This is a genomic window from Serratia sp. X3 (genome assembly GCF_014982455.1).
Classification (GTDB): domain Bacteria; phylum Pseudomonadota; class Gammaproteobacteria; order Enterobacterales; family Enterobacteriaceae; genus Serratia; species Serratia ureilytica.
The window spans coordinates 1,704,641-1,728,655 of sequence record NZ_JADCNB010000001.1 but is presented as its reverse complement, the minus strand read 5'-3'; the positions used below and the strand labels follow the sequence as shown (position 1 = coordinate 1,728,655).

Here is a 24,015-nt window from a genome sequence, read left to right as displayed (position 1 = left end):
TCTTTAATCAATGTGTTGGATGGCGTCCCGGCACGGATAACCCAGCGCCTTTATGCTGTTTATAGTAGCCCAGCGGCCGGCAAACTGACACAGCAAAAAGCGCTGCTCATCAATTTTCTGCCGGTTATTTAACCGGTTAATGCCGTCTGTTTTTTGCGGCTGAGGATAAATAACGCGCGAAGCTGCCGCCGTCTCCCTCTTCGCCGCCACGCAATAAAAGGCCCTCGGGTGTTCCCTAAACGAGGGAGAGCCTTTATTATCCATGATCACTTTGCTTAAGCCACGGCTATCAAACGGATTTCATGTATCAACCTGTCGCGTTATTCATTGGCCTGCGCTACATGCGCGGGCGAGCCTCAGACCGCTTCGGGCGGTTTGTTTCCTGGCTTTCCACCATCGGCATTACGCTGGGGGTGATGGCGTTGGTCACCGTGCTGTCGGTGATGAACGGTTTCGAAAAGGATCTGGAGAACAACATTCTCGGCCTGATGCCGCAGGCGTTGGTCACCAGTCCGCAAGGATCGGTCAACCCACAGCAGCTGCCGGCCTCCGAGGTGCAGAAGCTGCAGGGCGTCACGCGCGTTGCGCCGCTGACCACCGGTGACGTGGTGCTGCAAAGCGCTCGCAGCGTGGCGGTCGGGGTGATGCTCGGCGTGAATCCCGACGAGGCCGACCCGCTGACCCCGTATCTGGTCAACGTCAAGCAGCAACAGCTGCAGCCGGGCCAATACAACATCATCATCGGCGAACAGCTGGCGGGGCAACTCGGCGTCAAGCGCGGCGATTCGCTGCGCGTGATGGTGCCGAGCGCCAGCCAGTTCACGCCGATGGGCCGCATTCCCAGCCAGCGTTTGTTCACCCTCATCGGCACCTTCCACGCCAACAGCGAGGTGGACGGTTATCAGCTGTTGGTCAACCAACAGGATGCTTCGCGCCTGATGCGCTACCCGGCCGGCAACATCACCGGCTGGCGCCTGTTCCTGCAACAGCCGCTGACGGTCGATACCCTCAGCCAGCAGGCGCTGCCGGCGGGCACCGTCTGGAAAGACTGGCGCGATCGCAAGGGCGAGCTGTTCCAGGCGGTACGCATGGAGAAGAACATGATGGGGCTGCTGCTCAGCCTGATCGTGGCGGTGGCGGCGTTTAACATCATTACCTCGCTCGGCCTGCTGGTGATGGAGAAGCAGGGCGAGGTCGCCATTCTGCAGACTCAAGGGCTGACCCGCCGCCAGATCATGTCGGTATTTATGGTGCAGGGCGCCAGCGCCGGCATCATCGGTTCGCTGCTCGGCACGCTGCTCGGCGTGCTGCTGGCCACCAACCTGAACAACCTGATGCCGATCCTCGGCGCCTTGATCGACGGCGCTTCGCTGCCGGTGGCGGTCGATCCGCTGCAGGTGACGATCATCGCCGTGGTGGCGATGGCGGTTTCCCTGTTGTCCACGCTCTATCCTTCATGGCGCGCTGCCGCCGTACAACCCGCTGAGGCTTTACGTTATGAGTAACCATCTTTTGCTGCAGTGTGACAACCTGTGCAAGACCTATCAGGAAGGCAACCTGCACACCGACGTGCTGCGCAACGTCAGCTTTGCCATGCAGCAGGGCGAGATGATGGCGATCGTCGGCAGCTCGGGTTCCGGCAAGAGCACCCTGTTGCACCTGTTGGGCGGGCTGGACTCGCCGACCTCCGGCGAGGTGATCTTCAAGGGCGAATCGCTGAACGCCATGTCTTCGGCGGCCAAGGCCGAGCTGCGCAACCGCCAGCTGGGCTTCATCTATCAGTTCCACCATCTGTTGCCGGACTTCACCGCGCTGGAAAACGCCGCCATGCCGCTCTTGATCGGCGGCGCCAAACCGGCGCAGGCACAGGAGAAAGCGCGGGAGATGCTGACGGCGGTCGGGCTGGAAAAGCGCAGCAAACACCGTCCGTCCGAGCTTTCCGGCGGCGAGCGTCAGCGCGTGGCGATCGCGCGTGCGCTGGTCAATAACCCGGCGCTGGTGCTGGCGGATGAACCGACCGGCAACCTCGACAAGCGCACCGCGGACAGTATCTTCGATCTGCTCGGCGAGCTGAACGTGCGTCAGGGCACCGCTTTCCTGGTGGTGACACACGATCTGCAGCTGGCCAAGCGCCTGAGCCGCCAGTTGGAAATGGCCGACGGCCACCTGCAGGCGCAGCTGACCCTGATGGGGGCCGAGTAATGGCGGGAGCCTCACTGTCCTTCCTGACGGCCCTGCGTTTCAGCCGCGGCCGTAAACGCGGCGGCATGGTGTCGCTGATCTCGGTCATCTCCACCATTGGCATCGCGCTGGGAGTGGCGGTGCTGATCGTCGGTCTGAGCGCGATGAACGGCTTTGAGCGCGAGCTGAAGAACCGCATTCTGGCGGTGGTGCCGCACGGCGAACTCGAGCCTGTCAATCAGCCGTTCAGCGGCTGGCCGTCGATTCTGCAGCGGGTGGAAAAGGTGCCGGGCATTGTGGCTGCCGCGCCGTACATCAACTTTACCGGCCTGATGGAGAACGGCGCGCAGCTGCGCGCGGTGGAAGTCAAAGGCGTGGATCCGCAGCAGGAGAGCCGACTGAGCGCGCTGCCGCAGTATGTGCAGGGCGACGCCTGGGCCAACTTCAAGCCTGGCGAGCAGCAGGTGATCCTCGGCAAGGGCGTGGCCGACGCGCTGGGCGTCAAGCAGGGCGCCTATGTCACGGTGATGATCCCCAACAGCGACCCTGAGATGAAGCTGCTGCAGCCGAAGCGCATTCGCCTGCACGTGACCGGCATTTTGCAGCTCAGCGGCCAGCTCGATCACAGCCTGGCGCTGGTGCCGCTGGCCGATGCGCAGCAGTACCTCGACATGGGTGACAGCGTCACGGGCATCGCGCTCAAGATGAACGACGTGTTCGCCGCCAACAAGCTGGTGCGCGACGCCGGCGAAGTCACCAACGCTTACATCTACATCAAGAGCTGGATCGGCAAGTACGGCTATATGTACCGCGACATCCAGATGATCCGCGCCATCATGTATCTGGCGATGGTGCTGGTGATCGGCGTAGCCTGCTTCAACATCGTCTCCACGCTGGTGATGGCGGTGAAAGACAAAAGCGCCGACATCGCGGTGCTGCGCACCCTGGGCGCCAAAGACGGCTTTATCCGCGCCATTTTCATCTGGTATGGGCTGCTGGCCGGGCTGCTGGGCAGCCTGAGCGGCGTGGTGATCGGGGTGATCGCTTCACTGCAGCTGACCAACATCATCCGGGGCATCGAGAAACTGGTCGGTCACTCCTTCCTGTCGGGCGATATCTACTTCATCGACTTCCTGCCTTCCGAGCTGCACTGGCTGGATGTGCTGATCGTGCTGGCGACCGCCATCGTGCTGAGCCTGGTGGCCAGTTGGTATCCGGCGAGGCGCGCCAGCCGCATCGATCCGGCGCGGGTGCTGAGCGGACAATGACACCGACGGGGAGGCAGCGATGCCGCCCCGTTTTTTTAGCCTGGGGATGGGTTATGTACTACGGTTTCGATATGGGCGGCACCAAAATTGAGCTGGGGGTGTTCGACGACAGCCTGCAGCGCATTTGGCAAAAACGGGTGCCGACGCCGCGCGACGATTATCGGCAACTGCTGGCTACGCTGTGCGAGCTGACTCTGGAGGCGGATGCGTTTTGCGGCCGGCGCGGCAGCGTCGGCATCGGCATTCCGGGCCTGCCCAACGACGATGACGGCACGCTGTTTACCGCCAATGTGCCGGCGGCGATGGGGCGGCCGTTGCCGCGCGATCTGGCGGCGCTGATCGGGCGCGAGGTGCGGGTCGATAACGACGCCAACTGCTTTGCGCTATCGGAGGCCTGGGACGACGAGTTCCGCCGCTACCCGACGGTGCTGGGCATCATCCTCGGCACCGGCGTAGGCGGCGGCCTGATCGTCGACGGCAAGACGATGCCCGGGCGCAACTATATCGCCGGCGAGTTCGGCCATTTGCGCCTGCCGGTGGACGCGCTCGAGGTGCTGGGGCGTGATGTGCCTCGCGTCGCCTGCGGGTGCGGGCATCAGGGTTGCATTGAAAATTACATATCGGGCCGCGGTTTCGAATAGATGTACGCCCATTTTTATGGCCGGCGCTTGCCCGCCACCGAGATCATTGCGCATTATCAGGCGGGTGAGCCGCAGGCCGTGGCGCATGTCGATCGCTTTATGGACGTGCTGGCGATCTGCCTGGGTAACCTGCTGACGGTGCTGGATCCGCACCTGGTGGTGATCGGCGGCGGGCTGTCGAACTTCGACACCATTTACCAGGCGTTGCCGCAGCGGCTGCCGGCGCACCTGCTGCGGGTGGCTCGGCTGCCGCGCATCGAGAAGGCGCGCTATGGCGACGCCGGCGGCGTGCGTGGCGCAGCGTTCCTCAATTTGGTAAACAGGGAAAAGTAAGGAGAGAGTTAATGCACACTCGCCATCGGCTGTGTCAGTTTCGCAAGAGTAAGCATGTGCTGCATCAGCGCTTTCGTTCACGCATTTTTCACCGTGACACCATGGCGGCGGCCGAGCTGAAAAAGCCGTTTGTGGTGGTGTTGACCGGGGCCGGCATTTCGGCCGAGTCGGGTATTCGCACCTTCCGCGCCGCGGATGGGCTGTGGGAAGAGCACCGGGTGGAGGACGTCGCCACGCCGGAAGGTTTTCAGCGCGATCCGGCGCTGGTGCAGGCGTTTTACAACGAACGCCGCCGCCAGCTGCAGACGGAGGACATTGCCCCGAACGCCGCGCACCGCGCGCTGGCGGATCTGGAAGAGTGGCTGGGGGACAACTTCCTGCTGGTCACGCAAAACATCGATAACCTGCATGAGCGCGCCGGCAGCAAGCGGGTGCTGCACATGCACGGCGAGTTGCTGAAGGTGCGCTGCACCCAGTCGGGGCAGGTGTTCGAATGGCCCGGCGATCTCAGCGTCGACGAGCGTTGCCACTGCTGCCAGTTCCCGGCGCCGCTGCGGCCACACGTGGTGTGGTTCGGAGAGATGCCGCTGGGCATGGACGACATCTACCAGGCGCTGAGCAAAGCCGATTTCTTCGTCGCCATCGGCACCTCCGGCCATGTCTATCCGGCGGCCGGGTTCGTGCATGAGGCGCGGCTAGGCGGCGCCTATGCGATGGAGCTGAACCTGGAGCCGAGTCAGGTGGAAAGCCAGTTCGACGAGAAACACTACGGCCTGGCCAGCGAAGTGGTGCCGCGTTTTGTGCACAAATTCCTGGTGGGCAAGGTGGCGCGGGCCGATAAGCCCTAAAGACATCAGGACGCAATGCGCGCCCTGATGGGATGGCGGGGCGTGTTAGCGCCCGGCTTTCAACTTTTGGAAGTAGCTTTCGTACAGCGTGCTGGCGTCGCCGACGTCGTTTTGCCACTCGCCGTGCTCAATCACCGCCTTATCCGGGTAGAGTGACGGGTCGTTGGCGATCTCCGGCGACAGCAGCTTTTTCGCCGCCAGGTTCGGCGTCGGGTAACCGATGGTTTCCGCCACCTGCACCGCGATTTCCGGCCGCAGCAGGAAGTCGATCAGCTTCAGCGCCCCCTCGACGTTGCGTGCGTTGGCCGGAATGGCCAGGCTGTCCATCCAGAAGATCCCGCCTTCCTTCGGCCAGACGATCTCCAGCGGCGTGCCGGCCTGGCGCGCCACGAAGGCCGAACCGTTCCACACCATGCCGACGTTGACTTCCCCTTCCATAAACGGGTTGCCCGGGTTGTCGGAGTTGAAGGCCAGCACGTTCGGCATCAATTTTTGCAGTTCGCGGTAGGCGGCTTCGATCTCTTTCGGATCGGTGGTGTTGCCGGAATAACCCAGCTTGAGCAGTGCCATCTGGAACACTTCGCGCGCATCGTCGGTCAGCAGCAGGCGGCCTTTGTACTGCGGTTGCCACAGATCGGCCCAGGAGGTGACGGTGGACGGATCCTGCGCGTCGCTGTTAACGCCGATGGCGGTGGCGCCCCAGATGTAAGGAATGGAGTAGTCGTTGTTGGGATCAAACGGCTTGTTCAGCAGGGTAGGATCAAGATCCTTGAAGTGGCTGAGCTTGCTCTTGTCGATTTTTTGCAGCATGCCTTCCTTGCTCATCTTGGCGATGAAGTAAGTGGAAGGCACCACCAGATCGTACGCGCCGTCCTTGTAGGTCTTCAGCTTGGCGTACATGCTTTCGTTGGATTCATAGGTGGAATAAATCACCTTGATGCCGGTTTCTTTGGTGAACTGCTCCAGCAGCCCCGGTGGGACATATTCAGTCCAGTTATAGAAATACAGCGTTTTGCCGTCAGAGGCGTTTGCAGAGCAGAAACTCAGCGCCATCATCCCGGCTGCGAGCAGATGTGACCACTTTTTCATGCAGCGTATCCTTCAGCAGTAGTGAGCCGAACCCGTATGAGCCGCCGTTTTCGGCCGCGCCATACCCCAGAAAGGGGCCATTATAGGGGCCGGGGCGGGGTGGGTAAAGGCGGTTATCCCAGCGGCAAATCAGCGGGTTAACCGAGTCAGGGCCATCACCAAAGGCCGCTTTCATATCATTGTGGTCAATGAAAGAGACGGGCGCCGCAGCGCCCGGCGGGAAGGATTACTCGGCCTTGGGCGAGCGATCGCGCATCACCCACTGGCTGGCGATCACCAGCGTCAGCGACAGCAGCAGCAAAATGGTGGCCAGCGCGTTAACCTCCGGCGAGACGCCGACTTTCACCATCGAATAGATCTTCAGCGGCAAAATCTCGTAGCTCGGTCCGGTGACGAAGGAGGAGACCACCACGTCGTCCATCGACAGGGTGAAGCTCAGCAACCAGCCGGCCGCTACCGCCGGCAATGCCAGCGGCAGGATGATCTTGCGCAGAATGGTGAACTCGCTTGCGCCGAGATCGCGCGCGGCTTCCAGCATCTTCACGTCGAAGCCTTTCAGGCGCGCGTAGACGGTCACTACCACAAACGGCAGGCAGAAGGTGATGTGCGAGAACAGCAGCGACCAGAAGCCGAGCGAAATGCCCAGCAACATGAACAGCACCAGCAGCGAGATGGCCATCACGATGTCCGGTGACATCATCACCACAAACAGCATGCCGCCGACGAACGGTTTGCCGCGGAAGCGGTAGCGGTACAGCGCCACCGCGGTCAGCGAGCCGATCAGCGTGGCGAAGGTGGCGGAGAGCACCGCCATGGTCAGCGAGTGGCCCGCCGCCTGCAACAGGCTGTCGTTGTTGAGCAGCGTGCTGTACCACTTGGTGGTGAACCCTTGCCAGTTGATGCCGAAGCGCGAGGCGTTGAAGGAGTTGACGATCAGGATGACGATCGGGATATACAGATAGGCGTATACCAGCGTCATAAAGCCGCCGCGCAGCAGACGTCCGATCATGCCAGATCCTCCTTCTTGTTCAGCAGGCGGGCGGCCCGGTAATAGACCAGCAGCAGCAGCCCCATCACCAGCGTCAGGCAGATGCTGGTGGCCGCGCCGAACGGCCAGTCGCGGATATTGAGGAACTGGCTTTTAATCACGTTGCCGATCAGCAGATTCTTGGCGCCGCCCATCAGATCGGCGACGAAGAACAGCCCCATCGCCGGCAGCACCACCAGCAGGCAGCCGGCGATAATGCCCGGCATGGTCAGCGGCACAATGATGCGGATAAAGGTTTGCAGCTTGCTGGCGCCGAGATCGCGCGCCGCCTCCAGGCAGGATTTATCGAGCTTTTCGATGCTGGAGTAGAGCGGCATCACCATAAACGGCAGCAGGATATACACGAGGCCGAGGATCACCGCTTCCGAGGTGTACATGATGCGCAGCGGCTTGTCGATGACGCCGATCCACAGCAGCGCGTCGTTGAGATAGCCGCGGGTGCTGAGAAACAGCTTCAGGCCGTAGATGCGGATCAGCGAGTTGGTCCAGAAGGGCACGATCAGCAGAAACAGCAGCAGCGGCCGCACCTTCTGCGGCAAGCGCGCCAGAATAAAGGCGAACGGATAGCCGATCACCAGGCAGCACAGGGTGGCGATCAGCGCCATGTTCAGTGAGTGCAGCAGCACCTGGGCATACAGCGGATCGAACAAGCGCCGGTAGTTATCCAGCGTGAACACCATCTGCACCAGGTTGGCGTCATCACGGGTCAGGAAGCTGGCGCCGATGATCATCAGGTTCGGCATGAACACGAACAGCAACAGCCAGGCGACGACGCCGACGATCACCACATTCTGGAAGACTTTACGCGATTTCTTCATCGGCCAGCACCACCTCCCAGCTTTCGACCCAGGTCACCGCCATCTTCTGATTGAGCGAGTGATCGACGTCCGGATCGTCTTCGTTGAAGAACTCGCTGACCATCACCGTTTTGCCGTTCTCCAGCTCGACCACCGACTCCAGCGTCATGCCTTTGTAGTTGCGCTCACGCACGTAACCGATCAGCCCGTCGTGCTGCGCGCTGTCGTTCACTTCTTCCACCCGCAGATCCTCCGGGCGCAGCAGCACCTTCAGCTTTTGGCCCGGTTCTACCGGCAAATCGGCGTAGATGTCGCACTCGCGGCCTTCCACGTTGGCGCGCACCCGCTGCGGATCGAGGCGTTGCAAGACCACCGCGTCGAAGATGTTGATCTCGCCGATGAAGCTGGCGACGAACAGGTTTTTCGGCTCTTCGTAGATCTCACGCGGCGTGCCGTCTTGCTCGATGCGGCCTTCGCGCATCACCACGATGCGATCCGACATGGTCAACGCTTCTTCCTGATCGTGGGTGACGAACACGAAGGTGATGCCCAGCTTGCGCTGCAGCGCTTTCAGTTCGTTCTGCATCTGCTTGCGCAGCTTGTAGTCCAGCGCCGACAGCGATTCGTCCAGCAGCAGCACTTTCGGCTTGTTGACCACCGCGCGGGCGATGGCCACACGCTGCTGTTGGCCACCGGAGAGCTGGCCCGGCCGCCGCTTGGCGAACGCATCCAGCTGCACCATGCGCAGCGCCTCTTCGACGCGCGGCGTCAGTTCGGCCGCCGGCACCTTTTGCATGCGCAGGCCGAAGGCGACGTTGTCGAACACCGACATGTGCGGAAACAGGGCATAGCTCTGAAACACGGTGTTGACGTGGCGATGCTCGGCCGGGATTGCGGTGATGTCCTGGCCGTCGAGCGCGATGCGGCCCCGATCGGCGTCTTCCAGACCGGCAATCAGGCGCAGCACCGTGGTTTTGCCACAGCCGGAGGGGCCTAGAATGGTGAGAAATTCGCCGTGATTAATCGTCAGATCCAGATCGGCAATGATGGTTTTGCCATCGAACGCTTTGCTCAGGGCATGCAGTTCAACAAGGGGTGCTCGAGAGGATGTCTCAGTCATTTATCGTCTTACTCTATCCCGTGGGCTAATGCAGATAGAACCGCAACTGGAAAAGACTGCCGGAGCTTGCGGGCATGCCCGCGATTCAAAAGAAGCTCAAACCAGTTGCGCCAATGGAAATTTTTCGAGCGCGCATGATAGACGCTGAATGCCGGAATTGAAAGCCGATCCGGCCCAGATGCCGCGTTTTTCATCATGATAGCGACAAATGACCCTGTGATGACAGCGTTATTTCCCTCTGAAATCATCACAAAGATTAATGATATTGGCGAATTCTGGTTAAAAATGACCTGACGCAATATTTGATCCTGATCGGTTCAGCATAATGAAACGCGATATTCTGAGGGGCCGCTACCATGGATAAATTACTTGACCGCTTTTTCAACTACGTCTCTTTCGACACCCAGTCCAAAGCGAACGTAAAGCATGTGCCGAGCACCGACGGGCAGTTGAAGCTGGCGCGCGCGTTGCAGCAGGAAATGATCGCGCTCGGCTTCGAGCGGGTGTCGCTCAGCGAGCACGGCTGCGTGATGGGCACCTGGCCGGGTAACGTCGCCTGGCCGGTGCCGGCGGTCGGTTTTATCGCCCATCTGGATACTTCGCCGGATTTCAGCGGCAAACACGTCAATCCGCAGATCGTCGAGAACTATCGCGGCGGCGACATTGCGCTCGGCATTGGTGATGAAGTTCTCTCGCCGGTGATGTTCCCGATCCTGCACCAGATGTTGGGGCAGACCCTGATCACCACCGACGGCAAAACGCTGCTGGGCGCCGACGACAAGGCCGGCATCGCCGAGATCCTCACCGCCATGGTGCGCCTGCGCGCGCGCAAAATCCCGCACGGCGACATCCGCGTGGCCTTCACCCCGGATGAAGAGGTGGGCAAGGGGGCGCAGCTGTTCGACGTGGCGGCCTTCAATGCTGAATGGGCTTACACGGTGGACGGCGGCGGCGTCGGTGAGCTGGAGTGCGAGAACTTCAATGCCGCCTCGGTGACGATCAAAATCCTCGGCAACAGCGTGCACCCCGGCAGCGCCAAGGGCGTGATGGTCAACGCGCTGTCGCTGGCTACCCGCATTCATCAGGCGCTGCCGGCGGACGAAACGCCGGAGACCACCGAGGGTTACCAGGGCTTTTACCACCTCAGCAGCATCAAGGGCAGCGTGGAACGCGCCGAAATGCACTACATCCTGCGCGACTTCGAGCGCGAGGGATTCGAGGCGCGCAAACGCAAGATGGTGGATATCGCTCGCGAGGTCGGCAAAGGCCTGCCGCGCGATTGCTATATTGAAGTCAGCATCGAAGACAGTTATTACAACATGCGCGAACAGGTGGCGGAGCATCCGCACGTGATCGCGCTGGCGCAGCAGGCGATGCGCGACTGCGACATTATACCTGTGATGAAACCGATCCGCGGCGGCACCGACGGCGCGCAGCTGTCGTTCCGCGGCCTGCCGTGCCCGAACCTGTTCACCGGCGGCTACAACTACCACGGCAAGCACGAATTCGTGACGCTGGAGGGCATGGAGCAAGCGGTGGCGGTAATCATGCGCATCGCGGCGCTGGCCGCCGAGCGGGCGCGGTAAACACCTTCGTTCCCCGGCCGGCTTGTGCCGGCCCGCATTCCCTTTTCTGATACGTCCGGCGGGCTCAGCGCGCCCGCCGTTTTCTTGTCGTTCCCTGCCTCATTGTTGTCCCCTTCACCATACAACCCGCGGTGAGGGAATCCCGTTATCCTTCGATATAGAGTGCTGGCTATGCATACAGTTTTCTGTGTGCTTAACCGGTTTTACAGCTTCGGTGCGGTGAGCCCAGTGGCCAGGGAATGTTGGGGGAATGAGCGCTGTTAACCGCCATCAAACAGGACGTAAGAGGGTAACAATCATGGCAGAAGAAAAGAAAAATGCTCAGGTGATTAACGGCGTTAACGACGATATTGCCGAACTGAAATCGCTGTCTACGCTGCGCCAGCGCGTGGTCAGCGACGGTGAAATCGTCTCCAAATCGGCCAACGGTTTTCGGCTGGCAAATGGCAATACCGGCGTGATGCTGCGCAACGACGGCGAAGCTTTTTACCTACTGACAACCCAGGCTGGACAAGCTCAAAACGGACAATGGAACACCTTGCGTCCTTTCGCTTTCAGCCTGGCTTCCGGCAGGGTTGCACTCGGTAACGGCGTTGATATTTCCGGTGGGGCGATGGTATCGCATGACGCGGGTATAGGGGCTGTGACCACTGGGCCCACTCCTCTGATAAATGGGCAGGCATACAACGCGCCCTACATTCATACGCGCTTCGTCACCAGCGGAGTAAGTTCTTCTATGATGATGGGCGCGCGGATTATCCCCGGAAAAGAAGATACGGGATTACTGGCTTATAGCGACCTTGCGGGACGCTGGAATGAAATTCAAGTAAAGGCGAACAGCGAGCTCTCTGCCGGGCAACTGACAAAACGTAACGGCAATGGCTGGATTGTCGCTGCCGGCAATATTGACGTTGCAGGAAAAGCAGAACGTATTACCAATGGGGTGCGTCTTCAGGGAAATGGGGATCTGAGCGCAGATATTTATCACATTGAACACATTAGCCAATACCATGCCATGGCATTCCATGTGGCCAACGGCGGGGCGCAAGGATGGTATGAGTTCCGCAATAACGGTCATGCCTACACCAACGGCGCCTGGCACAGCAGCTCCGACGCCCGCATGAAAACGGACATCACCCAAATTGCCGGCGCATTGGACAAGCTGGCCAATATCGGCGGCTACACCTACCTCAAACAGGGCGTGCCGGAGGCCGGGGTGATCGCTCAGGAAGTGGAGAGCGTATTGCCGCAGTCGGTAACCCAAACCGAATTGAAGCTCAACGACGGCAGCGTGCTGAAAGATGCCCGGGGCATCAATATCAACGGCGTGGTGGCGCTGCTGGTTGAGGCGCTTAAGGAAGAGCGATCGGCTCGAGAAAGGCTGGAAGCGCGGTTGGCGGCGTTGGAAGGCATGATTTCAACGTCTCAAAATGCTTGAGTCACGGCCAACTGACGGGATTTTCAACGGAGTAATTATTGCGGTTGAATAAAGCAATATTTGCTCCGCCTGTCTCGAACAAGGAGAAAGATATGGGCGGATTTAACTATGGCGGCGGAAAAGGGGATGGGACTGACTGGAGTTCTGAAAAAGGAGATACTCCCGAACCCGGTGGCGGCTCCAATGGCAATGGCGGTCGAGACAGTGGCAACGACAACTCTCAGGCGGGTGCTTTCCAACGCCAGATGACCGCAGTGCTGAATGATCCGGCGATTAAAAACATGCTGGCGGATTTGCAAAAGCGGGCTCTGCGCATTAGTCCATCGGCGAAAGTCGAGTTAGTCAGTGTAGATGCGCGCGGTCTGTTGAGTATAAGACTTTCGGGTATGCGTCGTGAGCAGTCTCTCGCCGTAGAGATGGCTTTTCAGTCAGTGCGACCGCAAATAGAAAGAGATTCAATATTTTCAATTACCGCCGACGCGGGCACAGTAAATGAAAAGACGTTTTACTCAGGAAAGGTTGAAACCGGTTACCGACTCGGTGATTACGAGCGAGGGCCCAGTGGTAACAATGGTGATGCCAATACGGTGGCGGAAAACAACGTCACGTTTAGTGCCTATTCATCTGTTCTGCAAGGGAAGATACCACCGGGCTATTGGCTGAATAACAATAAAGTCATGACCGAGGTTGTGATTGAGTATGAGATTAACGGTGGGGGGAAAGGAGACAGTCGGACGGGATACCGGAAAACCACAGTAGAAGTTCCTTCGCTCACCCGTGCTTACCAACAGTGGCAACAGATGCTCAGAGATGTCGCTGAGGAGGCCCGTAAAGCTGAGGAGGCCCGTAAAGCTGAGGAGGCCCGTAAAGCTGAGGAAGCTCATAAGGCTGAAGAGGCCCGCAAAGCCGAAGAAGCTCGCAAAGCCGAAGAGGCTCGAAAAGCAGAAGAAGCTCGCAAGGCTGAAGAAGCCCGCAAGGCGGAAGCCGCAAGAAAAGCGTTGTTCGCCAAAGCGGGGATTCTGGATGCACCGGCCTACTCCCCGGAAAAGCTAAAAGCGGCCAATGCGGCGCTGGCGGCAGCAGGTGCCATGGTGCTCAACCGTGCGCCCGCGATGTTGCAGACGTCGATGGTCGGGCAAGGTGTGATGACGACCTCGAGCGAACTGGCCGGCTGGGCAGCGAGCGCCTCGTGGCGGGCGGCTTATGAAGTTGGCAGTATACGCGCCGGCACCGCGGTCGCCGCCGGATCGGTGCTGGGGGCTTTTGCCCTCGGCTTCTTCCCGACGGAAGCCGGGGCCGGGAGTGCCCAGGTGCCTGGGCGGGATGTCAATCTGTTTGCCCTTCAGGCGAGCCTGGCGGCGGCGGGCAGGGCGACCATCCAGCCCGGCATGACCTCGGTCGATTTGCCGGTGCGTGGATTTATCACCACCGACGATGACGGGAGACAGAGCGTCAACTTTGTCAGAACGGGCGTCGGCGGCGTATCGCCGAGCGTGCCGGTATTCAGACCCGTTCGCGATGAGCTGACGGGGCTGGACAAAATCACGCTGCCGGCGGTGGCAGGCGCACCGGCCAGAACGATACTGATCAACCCGGTACCGACCGGGCCGGCAGCGCCGGCGCATACCGGCAACGGCTCACCGGGGCCTAAGTCGCCAGTGCATACCGGCACCGGCATCAGGCAGGCGGACAGCATCGTGGTCACCACCTTCCCGGCGGATGTGGTGCAGGATCTGCAAGATTTTATCCTGTGGCAGCCGGATGCGACGGAGATTGGTGTAGAGGCCATCTATGTGATGGTGAGCAAGCCCTATGGTGAAACCAACGCCAGGGGCAAATACAGCGGTCGTGAATACAACACCAATAAAGCCGGAGGCCCCATTCAGAATCTGGATTGGAAAGGGGCCAGCATCGACCGTGCCGGCGTGGATAAGGTGAAGCTGCATACTGGGCGTTTTGAACAGACTCCGGAAAACCAAGTGATGATTGACCGTTTGGATAAAATCTTGAAAGGGGAGCTACAACCAACTGACACTGATAGGCGATTTTATACTCATGAAATCAGAGAGTTGGAAAGGTACAGGAATCTTGGCATAAAAGATGGTGAGGTTCCGCACAGTGTTCAAGAACAGAAGGCCGTATGGAATAATACACATACTGCTACGCTTGAAGACTATAGAATAAATGAAAAAGAACAGGCACTTTATACAGATGGGGCCCTACAAGCCGCATATGAACAGGAGCTGAAAGATGCTATGGGAGGGAAGAAATAATGCCTTTAAAAGATATCGTTAAAAATGAAAGTGTAGAAGATGTGCTAACTTTTTTGGGGCCGACCTCTGATTACCGTAAATTGGATCGTCTATATACCTATAATCGCTTTGATGCAATTTCCAGCGGGGAACTCTCTTCTACTTACGATGCATTATTCCAAAAAGGGGTGCTTCAAGATCAAAATGGAAAAGTAGTTAAAGGCCCCAATTGGAAAGAGCCGAAATTCGTAACTGAGAAAAAATACGGTATCGAATAGCCATAGTTATGGTCTGATTAGTGCATCTTTAACCCCCGGCAAACGAAATTTTGTTGGGGGTTTCTTTTTTGGCTGGTGGGGCGCCATAACGCGAGCCTTTATGCCGGGTGGCTAAAGTAGCGGCGCCCGCTCTTTTCGTCGCCTGGGCTAACGTGCGGATACCATAGTTAAAACGGGACGCTTGCGATCGGCATAATCGCTTGCCGTAACAAGGCGTTGCTCATAGTGTTGAAGCCTATTCCCCACGCATAAGGACCGCATGATGAGCACCGAATACCGTATCGCCAGCCCGCATTTGGCGCAGTTCGTTCAGGCGATTTGGCGCCAGGCCGGCAGCACGGCGCGTGAAGCCGAGCTGGTGGCCGACCATCTGGTGCAGGCCAATCTGGCCGGGCACGACTCGCACGGCGTCGGCATGATCCCCAGCTACATGGCGTCGTTGGCGCAGGGGCAATTGCAGCTCAATCAGCATGCCGAGGTGGTGCGCGACGCCGGCGCGGTGCTGACGCTCGACGGCGCGCGCGGCTTCGGCCAGGTGGTGGCCAGCGAAGCGATGGCGCTGGGCATTGAACGCGCCGGCAAGCTGGGCCTGGCGGCGGTGGCGCTGCACAACGCGCACCATATCGGCCGCATCGGCCATTGGGCGGAACAGTGCGCCCGCGCCGGTTTTATCTCGATTCACTTCGTCAACGTGGTAGGCGATCCGATGGTGGCGCCGTTCGGCGGCAGCGATCGCCGCTTCGGCACCAACCCGTTCTGCGCCATTTTCCCGCGGCCGGGCCGCACGCCGCTGCTGTTGGATTTCGCCACCAGCGGCATCGCCTTCGGCAAGACCCGGGTGGCTTATAACAAAGGCTTGTCGGTGGCGCCGGGCTATCTGATCGACGAACAGGGGCGGCCAACTGCCGAACCGAAGGTGATGCATGAAGCGCCGTTCGGTTCGCTGCTGCCGTTCGGCTTGCACAAAGGCTATGCGCTGGCGGCGATGTGCGAGATCTTCGGCGGCGCGCTCTCCGGCGGCCGCACCACCCACGACGCCACGCTGAAAGCCGACAGCGACGCCATCTTCAACTGCATGACGACCCTGATCCTCGATCCTCAGGCCTTCGACGCCCCGCAAATGCAGGCCGAGGCCGAAGCGTTTATCGGCTGGGTGAAGGCGTCGCCGCCGAGCGGCGAACAGCCGATCGCGGTGCCGGGAGAATGGGAAGAGGCCAACCGCGCGGCGCGGCTGGATCAGGGCATACCGATAGACGCCAATACCTGGCGGCAGATTTGCGCGGCGGCGGAGCAGGCGGGCATGGCGAATGAAGCGCTGGCCGGTTTTCGCGCGCAGGCGCGGCAAGCATAAAAAAGCCACCCGATGGGGTGGCTTGTTCGCGTACTCGCAATCAGTCGTTAAAGTACCAATAGCCGCTGTTGACCAGCGCGGTCAGCAGCGCCAGGAATGACGGATCGTCCACCGCGTCGCCGAGCAGGGCGGCGTCAACGCTGAAGTGCTGGCACAGGGCGTCTGCGGCCTGCAGCTGGTCGGTGTCGATCAGTTCGCCGTTGACGAAGCAGCGATCGCCGATGCGCAGCACGCGCAACCCGCCCAGGCGCTGCAGCGCTTCACCCTGTTGCAGCAGTTCGTAGATTTCCCCGGCCTGATACGGCGGCTCCGGCGGCGCCAGATCCAGCTCGTGGCGCGATTGGGAGATAAACTCGCCGAACCAGTGCTGGAAGTGTTCCGGCTGTTGCACCAGATCCAGCATCATCTGCCGTAAGGCGTCCACTTCCTGCGGCAGGATCTCCGCCGGGTGTTCGCGCAGTGTAACGTCCGGATCGCCGTAGCGTTTGCTGCCCAGCTCGCGCGCCAGCACGTAATCGGCGAAGCCGCTCACCAGCTCGCGGCCGTTCGGCGCGCGGAAGCCCACCGAGTAGTTGAGCGCGTTTTCCAGCGCGTAACCTTCATGCGGGAAGCCCGGCGGAATGTAGAGAATGTCGCCCGGCTCCATCTCTTCGTCGATGATGGCGTCGAACGGCTCTACCTGCAGCAGATCCGGGTGCGGGCAGTGCTGTTTCAGCGGCGTTTTTTCCCCAACGCGCCAGCGGCGGCGGCCAGTGCCCTGAATGATGAACACGTCGTACTGATCGAGGTGCGGGCCGACGCCGCCGCCCGGCACCGAGAAGGAGATCATCAGGTCATCCATCCGCCAGTCCGGCAGTTGGCGGAACGGGCGCATCAGCGCGGCGGAAGGCTCATGCCAGTGGTCCACCGCCTGCACCAGCAGCGACCAGTTGTTCTCGCTCAGGTGATCGAAGCTCTCGAAGGGGCCGTGCGCGACCTGCCAACGGCCATCCTGGTGGCTGACCAGGCGGCTGTCCACTTCGTTTTCCATCGCCAGCCCGGCCAGCTCATCCGGGGAGATCGGATCGATAAAGTTTTTGAAGCCGCGCTTCAGAATCACCGGACGCTTTTGCCAATAACGTTGCAAAAAATCGTTCCAGTCCAGGTCTAATTGATAATCCATGTTCTATTCCAGGATAGAGGAGTGAGCCTGAGTGCGATTATAACGGAAGTTTGGCCCCGTGGATCGGGGCCGCAGAGGCATAATTTACTCGTTGTGGTGGGTGTCGTGCTGGCGGGCGAAGGTGACCTGCATGCGCGCGCCGCCGAGCGGGCTGTCGCTGATGACGATTTCGCCGTCGTATTGCTCGATGATCTCCGCCGCCACCGACAGGCCAAGGCCCTGGCCGGGACGCAGGGTATCCACCCGCTGGCCGCGCTGGAAGATCAGCTGGCGCTTGCTTTCCGGGATGCCCGGGCCGTCGTCGTCGATGACGAGGATGAGGTTTTTCTCGGAGTGCAGCGAGGTGATTTCCACGAACTCGAGGCAGTATTTGCAGGCGTTTTCCAACACATTGCCCATCACTTCCATAAAGTCGTTCTTCTCGCCCATAAAGGTCACTTCCGGCGAGATGTCCAGCGTGATCACCACCCCTTTGCGCTGGTAAACCTTGTTCAGCGCCACCACCAGGCTGTCGAGCAGCGCCGGCACCGAGTGGATCTCGCGCGTCAACACCGTCTGGCCGGAGTTGATGCTGGCCCGATGCAGGTAGTAACCGATTTGCTGAGAGATGCGCCCGATCTGATCCAGCATGATCGGCTCGGCTTCTTCGATGGTGGTCTGCTTGCCGCTGCGCAGCGAGCGCAGGGTGCTTTGCAGCACCGCCAGCGGCGTTTTCAGGCTGTGGGTCAGATCCGACAGGGTGGTGCGGTATTTGGTGTAGCGCTGGCGTTCGTTGCGCACCAGAATGTTCAAATTGCGCACCAGGCCGCGCAGTTCGCTGGGCGGGTTCTCATCCAGCTGATCGCGTTCGCCGTTCTCCAGCTCGCCCACCTGATTGACCAGCGCCTTGATCGGCCGCAGGCTCCAGTAAGCCGCCAGCCACAGCAGCGGCACCACCAGCAGCAGGTTGGCCAGCAGCACGTAGCTGAACCACTCCCACACCACGTCTGAGCGCTGCAGCTCCTGCGGAATGCTGTCGACCACCACGATGGTCAACGCCGGCAGCCGCGCCGTGGCGGCATAGGTATTGACCGCCACCGAGTGCGTCAGCGCGTTCTGATCGGTATCGTCATAATTCTTCAGCTGATCTTGCGCTTTGGGGTTGTCCCCCAGCACTTCGCTACTGATGCGGGTATCGGTGTCAATTTCGTAGAAGCCGGACTCCTCCAGCCATTCCTTGTTGATCAGCTTCTCCAGCTCCGGCACCTTGCGCTGGCTCCACAGCAGGTTGCCTTTATCGTCGTAGATAAACACCAGCGTGGGAAAATTGAGATCGATATCGGGAGGAATGGCGATGGTGAGCTTGTTGTCTTTCCACTGCGCCAGGCTGAAGAACAGGTTGCTTTCGCCGCGCAGCAGGCGGAAGGCGGTCTTGTCGAAGCTGACGATGTAGCCGACGACCGCCACCAAACCGTAAGAGAGCGACAGCGCCAGGATCACCCCGGCGGTCGCCATCAGGAAGCGGGCGCGCAGCGAAAACGGTTTTTTATTCTTGTTGAACATCATGTTCACTTCGCGTCAAAACGATAGCCCTGGCCACGTACCGTGGTGATCACTTCATGCGGGTACTCCGCCTGCACCTTCTTGCGCAAGCGGCCCATCAGCACGTCGATGGTGTGGCTTTCGCGCAGTTCGGCGTCCGGGTAAAGCTGCAGCATCAACGAATCCTTGCTCACCACCTTGCCGGCGTTGCGGATCAGGGTCTCGATGATGGTGTATTCAAAGGCGGTCAACTTGATCTGTTGATCGTTGACGCTCAGTTCGCGGCGCGACAGATCGATCTGGAACGGCGGCAGCACGATCACCTGCGATGCCAGGCCGCTGTTGCGGCGCATCAAAGCCTGCATGCGGGCGATCACTTCTTCCAGGTGGAACGGCTTGGTGACATAGTCGTCGGCGCCGGCTTCCAGCACCGCCACTTTGTCCTGCCAGCTTTCGCGGGCGGTCAGCACCAGGATCGGCAGCTTGGTCTGGTGCGCGCGCCAACGGCGGATCAGGCTCAGGCCGTCTTCGCCCGGCAGGCCGAGATCGACGATGGCGATATCCGGCGCATGCTCCTGCAGGAAATAATCGGCTTCCTTGGCGTCTTCAGCCGCATCGACCTGATGGCCCATCTCGCGCATCTGAACGGAAAGGTGGTGGCGCAGCAAACCATTATCTTCAACAACCAGTACTCGCATGGCGAACTCCTGTGACTGTGCGGGTGAATGTCCTGTCACCCACGCGATAAAAGGGAACACGCTCTGCGGCGTGTCAGGGGATAACGCGGCCACCTGAACCATTTTGGCAAAAAATGCTGAGGTTATGGTAGGTATAACCCGCCCGGCTCGCAAGAGAGCCGAAGCAATGTATTAAAATAAGCGTTATCAATTTGTTCGCCGACATTATCGACAAGCTCTGATAAACGTCGGATAAACAGCGGCGGGGCAACGTTAAACGCAACTTAAACGCGTCGGGCATTGCCGCGAAAGGAAAGTGTGAACCGGAGCGCTTGATAAGCTTTAAAGGTACTAATAAGGTATTATTGAGGTATCGGCATATTTTCTCAGGAGCGATGGATGAAGCAATTAACCCAGGCAGAACGCATAGCGGGCGCATTTTACGGACAGATGCTGGGCGACGCGCTCGGCATGCCTTCCGAGCTGTGGCCGCGCGAGCGGGTTAAGCGCCACTTCGGCTGGATAGACGGCTTCCTCGATGGGCCGGCGGAGAACTCGGCCGCCTGTTACTTCAAGGCCGGGCAATATACTGACGATACCTCGATGGCGTTGGCGCTGGCCGATGCGCTGCTGGAAGCGGAAGGCGAGGTGGTGCCAGAACTGATCGCCCGCAACGTGATCCGCTGGGTGGACAGTTTTGACGCCTTCAACAAGAACATTCTCGGCCCCAGTTCCAAACTGGCGTTGAGCGAGCAGAAAGCGGGCACGCCGATCGCCGCGTTGGAAAACAACGGCATCACCAACGGCGCGGCGATGCGCATTTCGCCTTTGGGCTGCGTGCTGCCGTCTGCGCCGCTGGAGGGATTCTGTCAGCAGGTGTGGCTGGCCTCCAGCCCGACGCACAAATCCGACATCGCCGTCGCCGGTGCCGTGGCGATCGCTTGGGCGGTTTCGCGTGCGGTGGAGGGGGCTGACTGGGCCTCGATTCGCCTGGCGTTGCCGGGCGTAGCGGAGTATGCCCAGCGTCGTCAGGTGACGACGTTCAGCCCTTCGCTGGCGGCGCGCATCGAGTTGGCGTTTCAGGTGGTGGATGAGGCGGTCGATCCCGAACAGGCATCCGAGCGGATATATCAACTGATTGGCGCCGGGGTGAGCACCATCGAGTCGGTGCCGGCGGCGCTGGCGATGGTGCAGCTGGCGCAAACCGATCCTACCCGTTGCGCCGTGCTGTGCGCCAACCTGGGGGGCGATACCGACACCATCGGCGCGATGGCCACCGCTGTCTGCGGCGCGCTGCACGGCGCCGAAGCGATGGATCCTGCGCTGCTGGCGCAGTTGCAGCGGGTGAATCCACTGGACGTCGAGGCGTATGCCCAGGCGTTCGTGCGTTTTCGCCGCCGTCGGCAGGGCGAGGCGTAACGGATCAGCTTTCGCTGGTAAACTCGTACATGTCGCTGCGGCAGAAGCTTTCGCTGTATTCGATAGGCTTCTTGCGGTGGTCGAACAGCGTCTGGCGCACGATCAGCAGCGGCATCGGTTCTGATAATTGCAGCGCCCGGCGGATGTCGTCATCGGCCATGGCCGCGCTGACCTGGCTGCGCAGCGATCCCATCTCCACGTTATTTCGGCGGAAGTAGTCATAGAGCGAGATGCCAATCTCGTCGACGTTGGCAATCGCCGCCGCCACCACGTAGGACACCGCCACCGACATCGGTTGCCGATCGATCAAGTGAATGCGTTTGAGTTGATAGATCGGCGTTCCGGTCGCCAGCTGGAGCTTTTCCGCCAGTTCGGCGCTGGCCGGCACCCGTTCGCGGCTGAGCCATTGCGTGTCCGGCCGGCGCCCTTGTTGCATCACCTCGCGCGAGAACCCTTTGACGTCCGCTAATGAATAGTGCAGCTTCGGCGCGGGCCGTTGCGCCTGGATGAAAGTGCCGTAACCGCGTGAACGGCCGATGATGCCGTCTTGCTCAAGACAGGCCAGCGCTTTGCGCACCGTGATGCGCGAGATGCCGAGCCGTTCGGTAAACAGACGCTCGCTGGGCAGGAAATCCCCCGCGTTCAGCAATCCTTGCTCGATGGCCTGGCGCACCGAGGCGTTAAAGCGCAGATACAGCGGCATCGCGCCCGCGCTGGCCAGATCCTGCAGCAGTTTTTCCAGCAGACGCTGGTTGGTCTCCTTGCTCATAGCCGACGGAAATCCTGTAGCCTCAATGCAATGGCTTATTTAAGGGGATTTCGCCGGGCAGCGCAACTGCCGCCGCCGAGGGGATGAAATAAGGTAGAGTAGTGTGCAATCGCCCCGAGTTTGGAGAAACAGACAGCCCATGAGTGACCACCCATCCTGCGCGGACGACGCGGCAATCCTGACGGCCTTCACCCAGCAGCGTCAGCAGGGGCTGACCCGACGTTCGGCGCTGCATCAGGCCCTGTTGCGGCTCATCACCGCCGGGGAACTGCCGTGGCGGGCGAAGCTGCCGCCCAGCCGCGCCTTGGCACCCCGGCTGGGGGTGGCGCGCGATACGGTGGAGCAGACCTACGCGCGGCTGGAGGCGGAGGGATACATCAGCCGGGCGGTGGGGCGCGGCAGCTATGTTCGCTATCGCTGCGATACGCTGCTCGGCCGTGAACTGCTGGCGACGCAGGCAGGCCAGGAGGCGCAGTTGGCGGAGCGCGAGCTAAGCGATCGCGGCCGGGCGCTGCTGGCGGTCAGCCATACGCCGCACACCAGCCGTCAGGCGTCGCTGACGCCCTCGCTGGCGGATCTGCGGGCGTTTCCCATCGATTCGTGGCTGCAGTGGGAAAAGCAGGCGCTGCGGCGGCACGGCGAGCGGCTGTTGGGCTATGCCGATCCGCAGGGCTTGCCGGAGCTGCGTGCGGAGATCGCGCACTATTTGCAGCGGGAGCGGGGCGTCAAGGCGACGGCGGAGCAGGTGATCGTGGTCACCAGCTCTCAGCAGGCGTTGGCGCTGTGCACGCAGGTGCTGTTCGATCCCGGCGATGCGGTATTTGTCGAAGAGCCGGGTTACCAGGGGGCGAAAAAACTGGTGCAGTCGGCGGGGCTGCAGGCGCGGCCGATCGGCATCGATGAGCAGGGGCTGGACGTCGGGCAACTGATGCAGGCTTCGTGCGGCGGGCGGGGCGTTTACATCACGCCGTCCCATCATTACCCGCTGGGATACTCGCTGAGTCTCGAGCGGCGCTTGGCGCTGTTGCAGTGGGCCCAGCGCCGGCGGGCCTGGATCATCGAAGACGATTACGACGCCGAGTTCAACTACGATCGACAAACCAAGGCGGCGCTGCAGGGGCTGGACAGCGGCGGTCGCACGCTGTACATCGGCACCTTCAGCAAGACGCTGTTTCCGGGGCTGCGCATCGGTTTCATGATCGCGCCGCCGCAGCTGGTGCGGCCATTGGTCGCCGCCAGGCAGTTTCAGGACGGCTACACGTCGGCGTTGGCGCAGATGACGCTGTTCCACTGCCTGCACGAGGGCGGCTACGCCGAGCATCTGCGCAATATGCGCACGCTGTACAAGGCGAGGTTGGACGTCCTGTACGACGCGGTGCATCGGCATCTCGCGCCCTGGACGCGCCCGGCCTTGCCGCAGGGCGGCCTGCAGCTGGTTTGCCCGCTGGCGGATGCGGCGACGGAGCGGCGGCTGGTGGCGGCGGCGGCCGAGCGGGGAATACGATTGTACGGCCTGGCGGATTTCTACACCGGCGCGCCACAGCGCGGGGCGCTGGTGCTCGGTTTCTCGGCCTATGCGCCGGACGAGATCGTTCGCTTTATCGCCACGCTGGCTCAGGTGTTCAGCGCGCTGCCGCGGGAAAACGGCGGTTAAAATTGGTCTGCTCGGCGTTTTGAATTGGTCCGTATTACACCGTCGCTGCGCGGTGTATTCTGCCGCTATTCGGTTATTTCCCTAATGGAAATAATATCTTAACCCCGTGAGGCGCTATGAACCCATCAAATCGTGAAGTGACTATCCGCAGAATCAATGGCGACGACAGAGCGCAATGGCTGGCGTTGTGGCAGGGCTATCTCGACTTCTACCGCGCCGACGTGGCGCCGCAGGTGACCGATCGCACCTTCGAACGGTTGGGGCAGGATGAACAGGTGTACGGGCTGGTGGCGGAGGATGCCGACGGCCGGCTGCTGGGGCTGATGAACCTGGTATTCCATCCGTCCACCTGGAGCGCGGTGGGCTATTGTTATATCGAAGATCTTTATGTGTCGCCGCAGGCGCGCGGCCATAAAGTGTCGGAAAAACTGTTCGAACAGGCGTATCGGCTGGCGGAGGCGCGCGGCAGCGATCGGGTCTATTGGATGACTCAGGAGTACAACGCGCCGGCGCGTTCGCTGTACGACAAAATCGGCAGAAGAAGCTCGTTTATCGTTTATACCCGTTAACCGCAGGAGGCGCG

General features: G+C 60.6%; 22 protein-coding genes and 1 pseudogene. 13 read left to right on the top strand and 10 right to left on the bottom strand.

Features of this window, described 5'->3' with window-relative positions:
- Positions 1–3: 3 nt before the first annotated feature.
- On the bottom strand, positions 4–264 hold the full coding sequence (locus IMX17_RS08230; protein ID WP_046899325.1) for a hypothetical protein: 261 nt from the start codon (positions 262–264) through the stop codon (positions 4–6).
- Between the two features lie 38 nt (positions 265–302).
- Between IMX17_RS08230 and lolC the strand changes: the two genes are divergently transcribed.
- The 5 genes and pseudogenes from lolC to cobB all read left to right on the top strand — a co-directional run bounded on the left by lolC (position 303) and on the right by cobB (position 5,271).
- Entirely contained in the window at positions 303–1,505 is a 1,203-nt protein-coding gene (lolC, locus tag IMX17_RS08225; protein ID WP_004941116.1) for a lipoprotein-releasing ABC transporter permease subunit LolC, read from the top strand.
- Positions 1,498–2,202 (top strand): lipoprotein-releasing ABC transporter ATP-binding protein LolD, encoded by a 705-nt coding sequence (gene lolD, locus IMX17_RS08220; protein WP_046899326.1) that lies wholly within the window; start codon positions 1,498–1,500, stop codon positions 2,200–2,202. Before lolC ends, lolD begins: the two co-directional genes overlap by 8 nt.
- Positions 2,202–3,449 (top strand): lipoprotein-releasing ABC transporter permease subunit LolE, encoded by a 1,248-nt coding sequence (gene lolE / locus IMX17_RS08215; protein ID WP_046899327.1) that lies wholly within the window; start codon positions 2,202–2,204, stop codon positions 3,447–3,449. The genes lolD and lolE overlap by 1 nt, the downstream gene beginning before the upstream one ends.
- Before the next feature lie 53 nt (positions 3,450–3,502).
- A pseudogene (gene nagK, locus IMX17_RS08210) lies at positions 3,503–4,423 on the top strand (N-acetylglucosamine kinase).
- Between the two features lie 11 nt (positions 4,424–4,434).
- Positions 4,435–5,271: a Sir2 family NAD+-dependent deacetylase gene (gene cobB / locus IMX17_RS08205; RefSeq protein ID WP_046899329.1), complete on the top strand. Its 837-nt coding sequence runs from the start codon at positions 4,435–4,437 to the stop codon at positions 5,269–5,271.
- A gap of 45 nt (positions 5,272–5,316) precedes the next feature.
- On the opposite strand, the gene potD is transcribed toward cobB, so the two are convergent.
- The 5 genes from potD to IMX17_RS08180 all read right to left on the bottom strand — a co-directional run bounded on the left by potD (position 5,317) and on the right by IMX17_RS08180 (position 9,624).
- Positions 5,317–6,360, bottom strand: a complete 1,044-nt coding sequence (gene potD, locus IMX17_RS08200; protein ID WP_046899330.1) for a spermidine/putrescine ABC transporter substrate-binding protein PotD — start codon at positions 6,358–6,360, stop codon at positions 5,317–5,319.
- A 226-nt stretch (positions 6,361–6,586) separates the two neighbouring features.
- Positions 6,587–7,369: a spermidine/putrescine ABC transporter permease PotC gene (gene potC / locus IMX17_RS08195; RefSeq protein WP_046899331.1), complete on the bottom strand. Its 783-nt coding sequence runs from the start codon at positions 7,367–7,369 to the stop codon at positions 6,587–6,589.
- Positions 7,366–8,226 carry a spermidine/putrescine ABC transporter permease PotB gene (gene potB, locus IMX17_RS08190; protein ID WP_033642771.1) on the bottom strand — a complete coding sequence of 287 codons (861 nt, stop codon included), beginning with the start codon at positions 8,224–8,226 and terminating at the stop codon, positions 7,366–7,368. Before potB ends, potC begins: the two co-directional genes overlap by 4 nt.
- The gene (gene potA, locus IMX17_RS08185; RefSeq protein WP_046899333.1) at positions 8,210–9,325 is read right to left on the bottom strand and encodes a spermidine/putrescine ABC transporter ATP-binding protein PotA; all 1,116 of its coding nucleotides are present in this window, start codon (positions 9,323–9,325) and stop codon (positions 8,210–8,212) included. Before potA ends, potB begins: the two co-directional genes overlap by 17 nt.
- A gap of 8 nt (positions 9,326–9,333) precedes the next feature.
- Complete coding sequence (locus IMX17_RS08180; RefSeq protein ID WP_127897190.1) at positions 9,334–9,624, bottom strand: hypothetical protein; 291 nt, start codon at positions 9,622–9,624, stop codon at positions 9,334–9,336.
- 57 nt (positions 9,625–9,681) lie between these two features.
- On the opposite strand from IMX17_RS08180, the gene pepT reads away from it, so the two are divergent.
- The 5 genes from pepT (at position 9,682) to IMX17_RS08155 (ending at position 16,230) form a co-directional block, all read left to right on the top strand.
- Positions 9,682–10,911, top strand: coding sequence for a peptidase T (gene pepT, locus IMX17_RS08175; RefSeq protein ID WP_046899334.1), 1,230 nt, complete (start codon positions 9,682–9,684; stop codon positions 10,909–10,911).
- A 298-nt stretch (positions 10,912–11,209) separates the two neighbouring features.
- Positions 11,210–12,349, top strand: a complete 1,140-nt coding sequence (locus IMX17_RS08170; RefSeq protein ID WP_193549591.1) for a tail fiber domain-containing protein — start codon at positions 11,210–11,212, stop codon at positions 12,347–12,349.
- A 92-nt stretch (positions 12,350–12,441) separates the two neighbouring features.
- Positions 12,442–14,622, top strand: a complete 2,181-nt coding sequence (locus tag IMX17_RS08165; protein WP_193549590.1) for an S-type pyocin domain-containing protein — start codon at positions 12,442–12,444, stop codon at positions 14,620–14,622.
- Positions 14,622–14,879, top strand: coding sequence for a hypothetical protein (locus IMX17_RS08160; protein WP_015377593.1), 258 nt, complete (start codon positions 14,622–14,624; stop codon positions 14,877–14,879). The genes IMX17_RS08165 and IMX17_RS08160 overlap by 1 nt, the downstream gene beginning before the upstream one ends.
- A gap of 262 nt (positions 14,880–15,141) precedes the next feature.
- Positions 15,142–16,230: a malate/lactate/ureidoglycolate dehydrogenase gene (locus IMX17_RS08155; RefSeq protein ID WP_182265105.1), complete on the top strand. Its 1,089-nt coding sequence runs from the start codon at positions 15,142–15,144 to the stop codon at positions 16,228–16,230.
- Between the two features lie 40 nt (positions 16,231–16,270).
- On the opposite strand, the gene IMX17_RS08150 is transcribed toward IMX17_RS08155, so the two are convergent.
- The 3 genes from IMX17_RS08150 to phoP form a co-directional block, all read right to left on the bottom strand.
- Positions 16,271–17,392, bottom strand: coding sequence for a cupin domain-containing protein (locus IMX17_RS08150; protein WP_046899336.1), 1,122 nt, complete (start codon positions 17,390–17,392; stop codon positions 16,271–16,273).
- An 84-nt stretch (positions 17,393–17,476) separates the two neighbouring features.
- Positions 17,477–18,934 carry a two-component system sensor histidine kinase PhoQ gene (gene phoQ / locus IMX17_RS08145; protein ID WP_033652118.1) on the bottom strand — a complete coding sequence of 486 codons (1,458 nt, stop codon included), beginning with the start codon at positions 18,932–18,934 and terminating at the stop codon, positions 17,477–17,479.
- Positions 18,935–18,939: 5 nt separating this feature from the next.
- The gene (phoP, locus tag IMX17_RS08140) at positions 18,940–19,611 is read right to left on the bottom strand and encodes a two-component system response regulator PhoP (RefSeq protein WP_004941169.1); all 672 of its coding nucleotides are present in this window, start codon (positions 19,609–19,611) and stop codon (positions 18,940–18,942) included.
- A 378-nt stretch (positions 19,612–19,989) separates the two neighbouring features.
- On the opposite strand from phoP, the gene IMX17_RS08135 reads away from it, so the two are divergent.
- The gene (locus IMX17_RS08135) at positions 19,990–21,009 is read left to right on the top strand and encodes an ADP-ribosylglycohydrolase family protein (RefSeq protein ID WP_182264626.1); all 1,020 of its coding nucleotides are present in this window, start codon (positions 19,990–19,992) and stop codon (positions 21,007–21,009) included.
- Between the two features lie 4 nt (positions 21,010–21,013).
- On the opposite strand, the gene IMX17_RS08130 is transcribed toward IMX17_RS08135, so the two are convergent.
- On the bottom strand, positions 21,014–21,778 hold the full coding sequence (locus tag IMX17_RS08130) for a GntR family transcriptional regulator (protein ID WP_046899337.1): 765 nt from the start codon (positions 21,776–21,778) through the stop codon (positions 21,014–21,016).
- Between the two features lie 139 nt (positions 21,779–21,917).
- Between IMX17_RS08130 and IMX17_RS08125 the strand changes: the two genes are divergently transcribed.
- Positions 21,918–23,432, top strand: a complete 1,515-nt coding sequence (locus IMX17_RS08125) for a PLP-dependent aminotransferase family protein (RefSeq protein ID WP_182264625.1) — start codon at positions 21,918–21,920, stop codon at positions 23,430–23,432.
- A 116-nt stretch (positions 23,433–23,548) separates the two neighbouring features.
- Positions 23,549–24,001 (top strand): GNAT family N-acetyltransferase, encoded by a 453-nt coding sequence (locus tag IMX17_RS08120; RefSeq protein WP_033652064.1) that lies wholly within the window; start codon positions 23,549–23,551, stop codon positions 23,999–24,001.
- Positions 24,002–24,015 lie beyond the last annotated feature (14 nt).

Excerpts from the sequence above, each read along its gene's own strand:
- potC (WP_046899331.1), bottom strand. The coding sequence starts at position 7,369 with ATGATCGGACGTCTGCTGCGCGGCGGCTTTATGACGCTGGTATACGCC.
- lolE (WP_046899327.1), top strand. The coding sequence starts at position 2,202 with ATGGCGGGAGCCTCACTGTCCTTCCTGACGGCCCTGCGTTTCAGCCGC.
- potB (WP_033642771.1), bottom strand. The coding sequence starts at position 8,226 with ATGAAGAAATCGCGTAAAGTCTTCCAGAATGTGGTGATCGTCGGCGTC.
- IMX17_RS08165 (WP_193549590.1), top strand. The coding sequence starts at position 12,442 with ATGGGCGGATTTAACTATGGCGGCGGAAAAGGGGATGGGACTGACTGG.
- pepT (WP_046899334.1), top strand. The coding sequence starts at position 9,682 with ATGGATAAATTACTTGACCGCTTTTTCAACTACGTCTCTTTCGACACC.
- IMX17_RS08155 (WP_182265105.1), top strand. The coding sequence starts at position 15,142 with ATGAGCACCGAATACCGTATCGCCAGCCCGCATTTGGCGCAGTTCGTT.
- IMX17_RS08160 (WP_015377593.1), top strand. The coding sequence starts at position 14,622 with ATGCCTTTAAAAGATATCGTTAAAAATGAAAGTGTAGAAGATGTGCTA.
- IMX17_RS08135 (WP_182264626.1), top strand. The coding sequence starts at position 19,990 with ATGAAGCAATTAACCCAGGCAGAACGCATAGCGGGCGCATTTTACGGA.
- lolC (WP_004941116.1), top strand. The coding sequence starts at position 303 with ATGTATCAACCTGTCGCGTTATTCATTGGCCTGCGCTACATGCGCGGG.
- IMX17_RS08130 (WP_046899337.1), bottom strand. The coding sequence starts at position 21,778 with ATGAGCAAGGAGACCAACCAGCGTCTGCTGGAAAAACTGCTGCAGGAT.
- IMX17_RS08150 (WP_046899336.1), bottom strand. The coding sequence starts at position 17,392 with ATGGATTATCAATTAGACCTGGACTGGAACGATTTTTTGCAACGTTAT.
- phoQ (WP_033652118.1), bottom strand. The coding sequence starts at position 18,934 with ATGTTCAACAAGAATAAAAAACCGTTTTCGCTGCGCGCCCGCTTCCTG.
- IMX17_RS08230 (WP_046899325.1), bottom strand. The coding sequence starts at position 264 with ATGGATAATAAAGGCTCTCCCTCGTTTAGGGAACACCCGAGGGCCTTT.
- IMX17_RS08170 (WP_193549591.1), top strand. The coding sequence starts at position 11,210 with ATGGCAGAAGAAAAGAAAAATGCTCAGGTGATTAACGGCGTTAACGAC.
- cobB (WP_046899329.1), top strand. The coding sequence starts at position 4,435 with ATGCACACTCGCCATCGGCTGTGTCAGTTTCGCAAGAGTAAGCATGTG.
- phoP (WP_004941169.1), bottom strand. The coding sequence starts at position 19,611 with ATGCGAGTACTGGTTGTTGAAGATAATGGTTTGCTGCGCCACCACCTT.
- potD (WP_046899330.1), bottom strand. The coding sequence starts at position 6,360 with ATGAAAAAGTGGTCACATCTGCTCGCAGCCGGGATGATGGCGCTGAGT.
- IMX17_RS08125 (WP_182264625.1), top strand. The coding sequence starts at position 21,918 with ATGAGTGACCACCCATCCTGCGCGGACGACGCGGCAATCCTGACGGCC.
- IMX17_RS08120 (WP_033652064.1), top strand. The coding sequence starts at position 23,549 with ATGAACCCATCAAATCGTGAAGTGACTATCCGCAGAATCAATGGCGAC.
- potA (WP_046899333.1), bottom strand. The coding sequence starts at position 9,325 with ATGACTGAGACATCCTCTCGAGCACCCCTTGTTGAACTGCATGCCCTG.
- lolD (WP_046899326.1), top strand. The coding sequence starts at position 1,498 with ATGAGTAACCATCTTTTGCTGCAGTGTGACAACCTGTGCAAGACCTAT.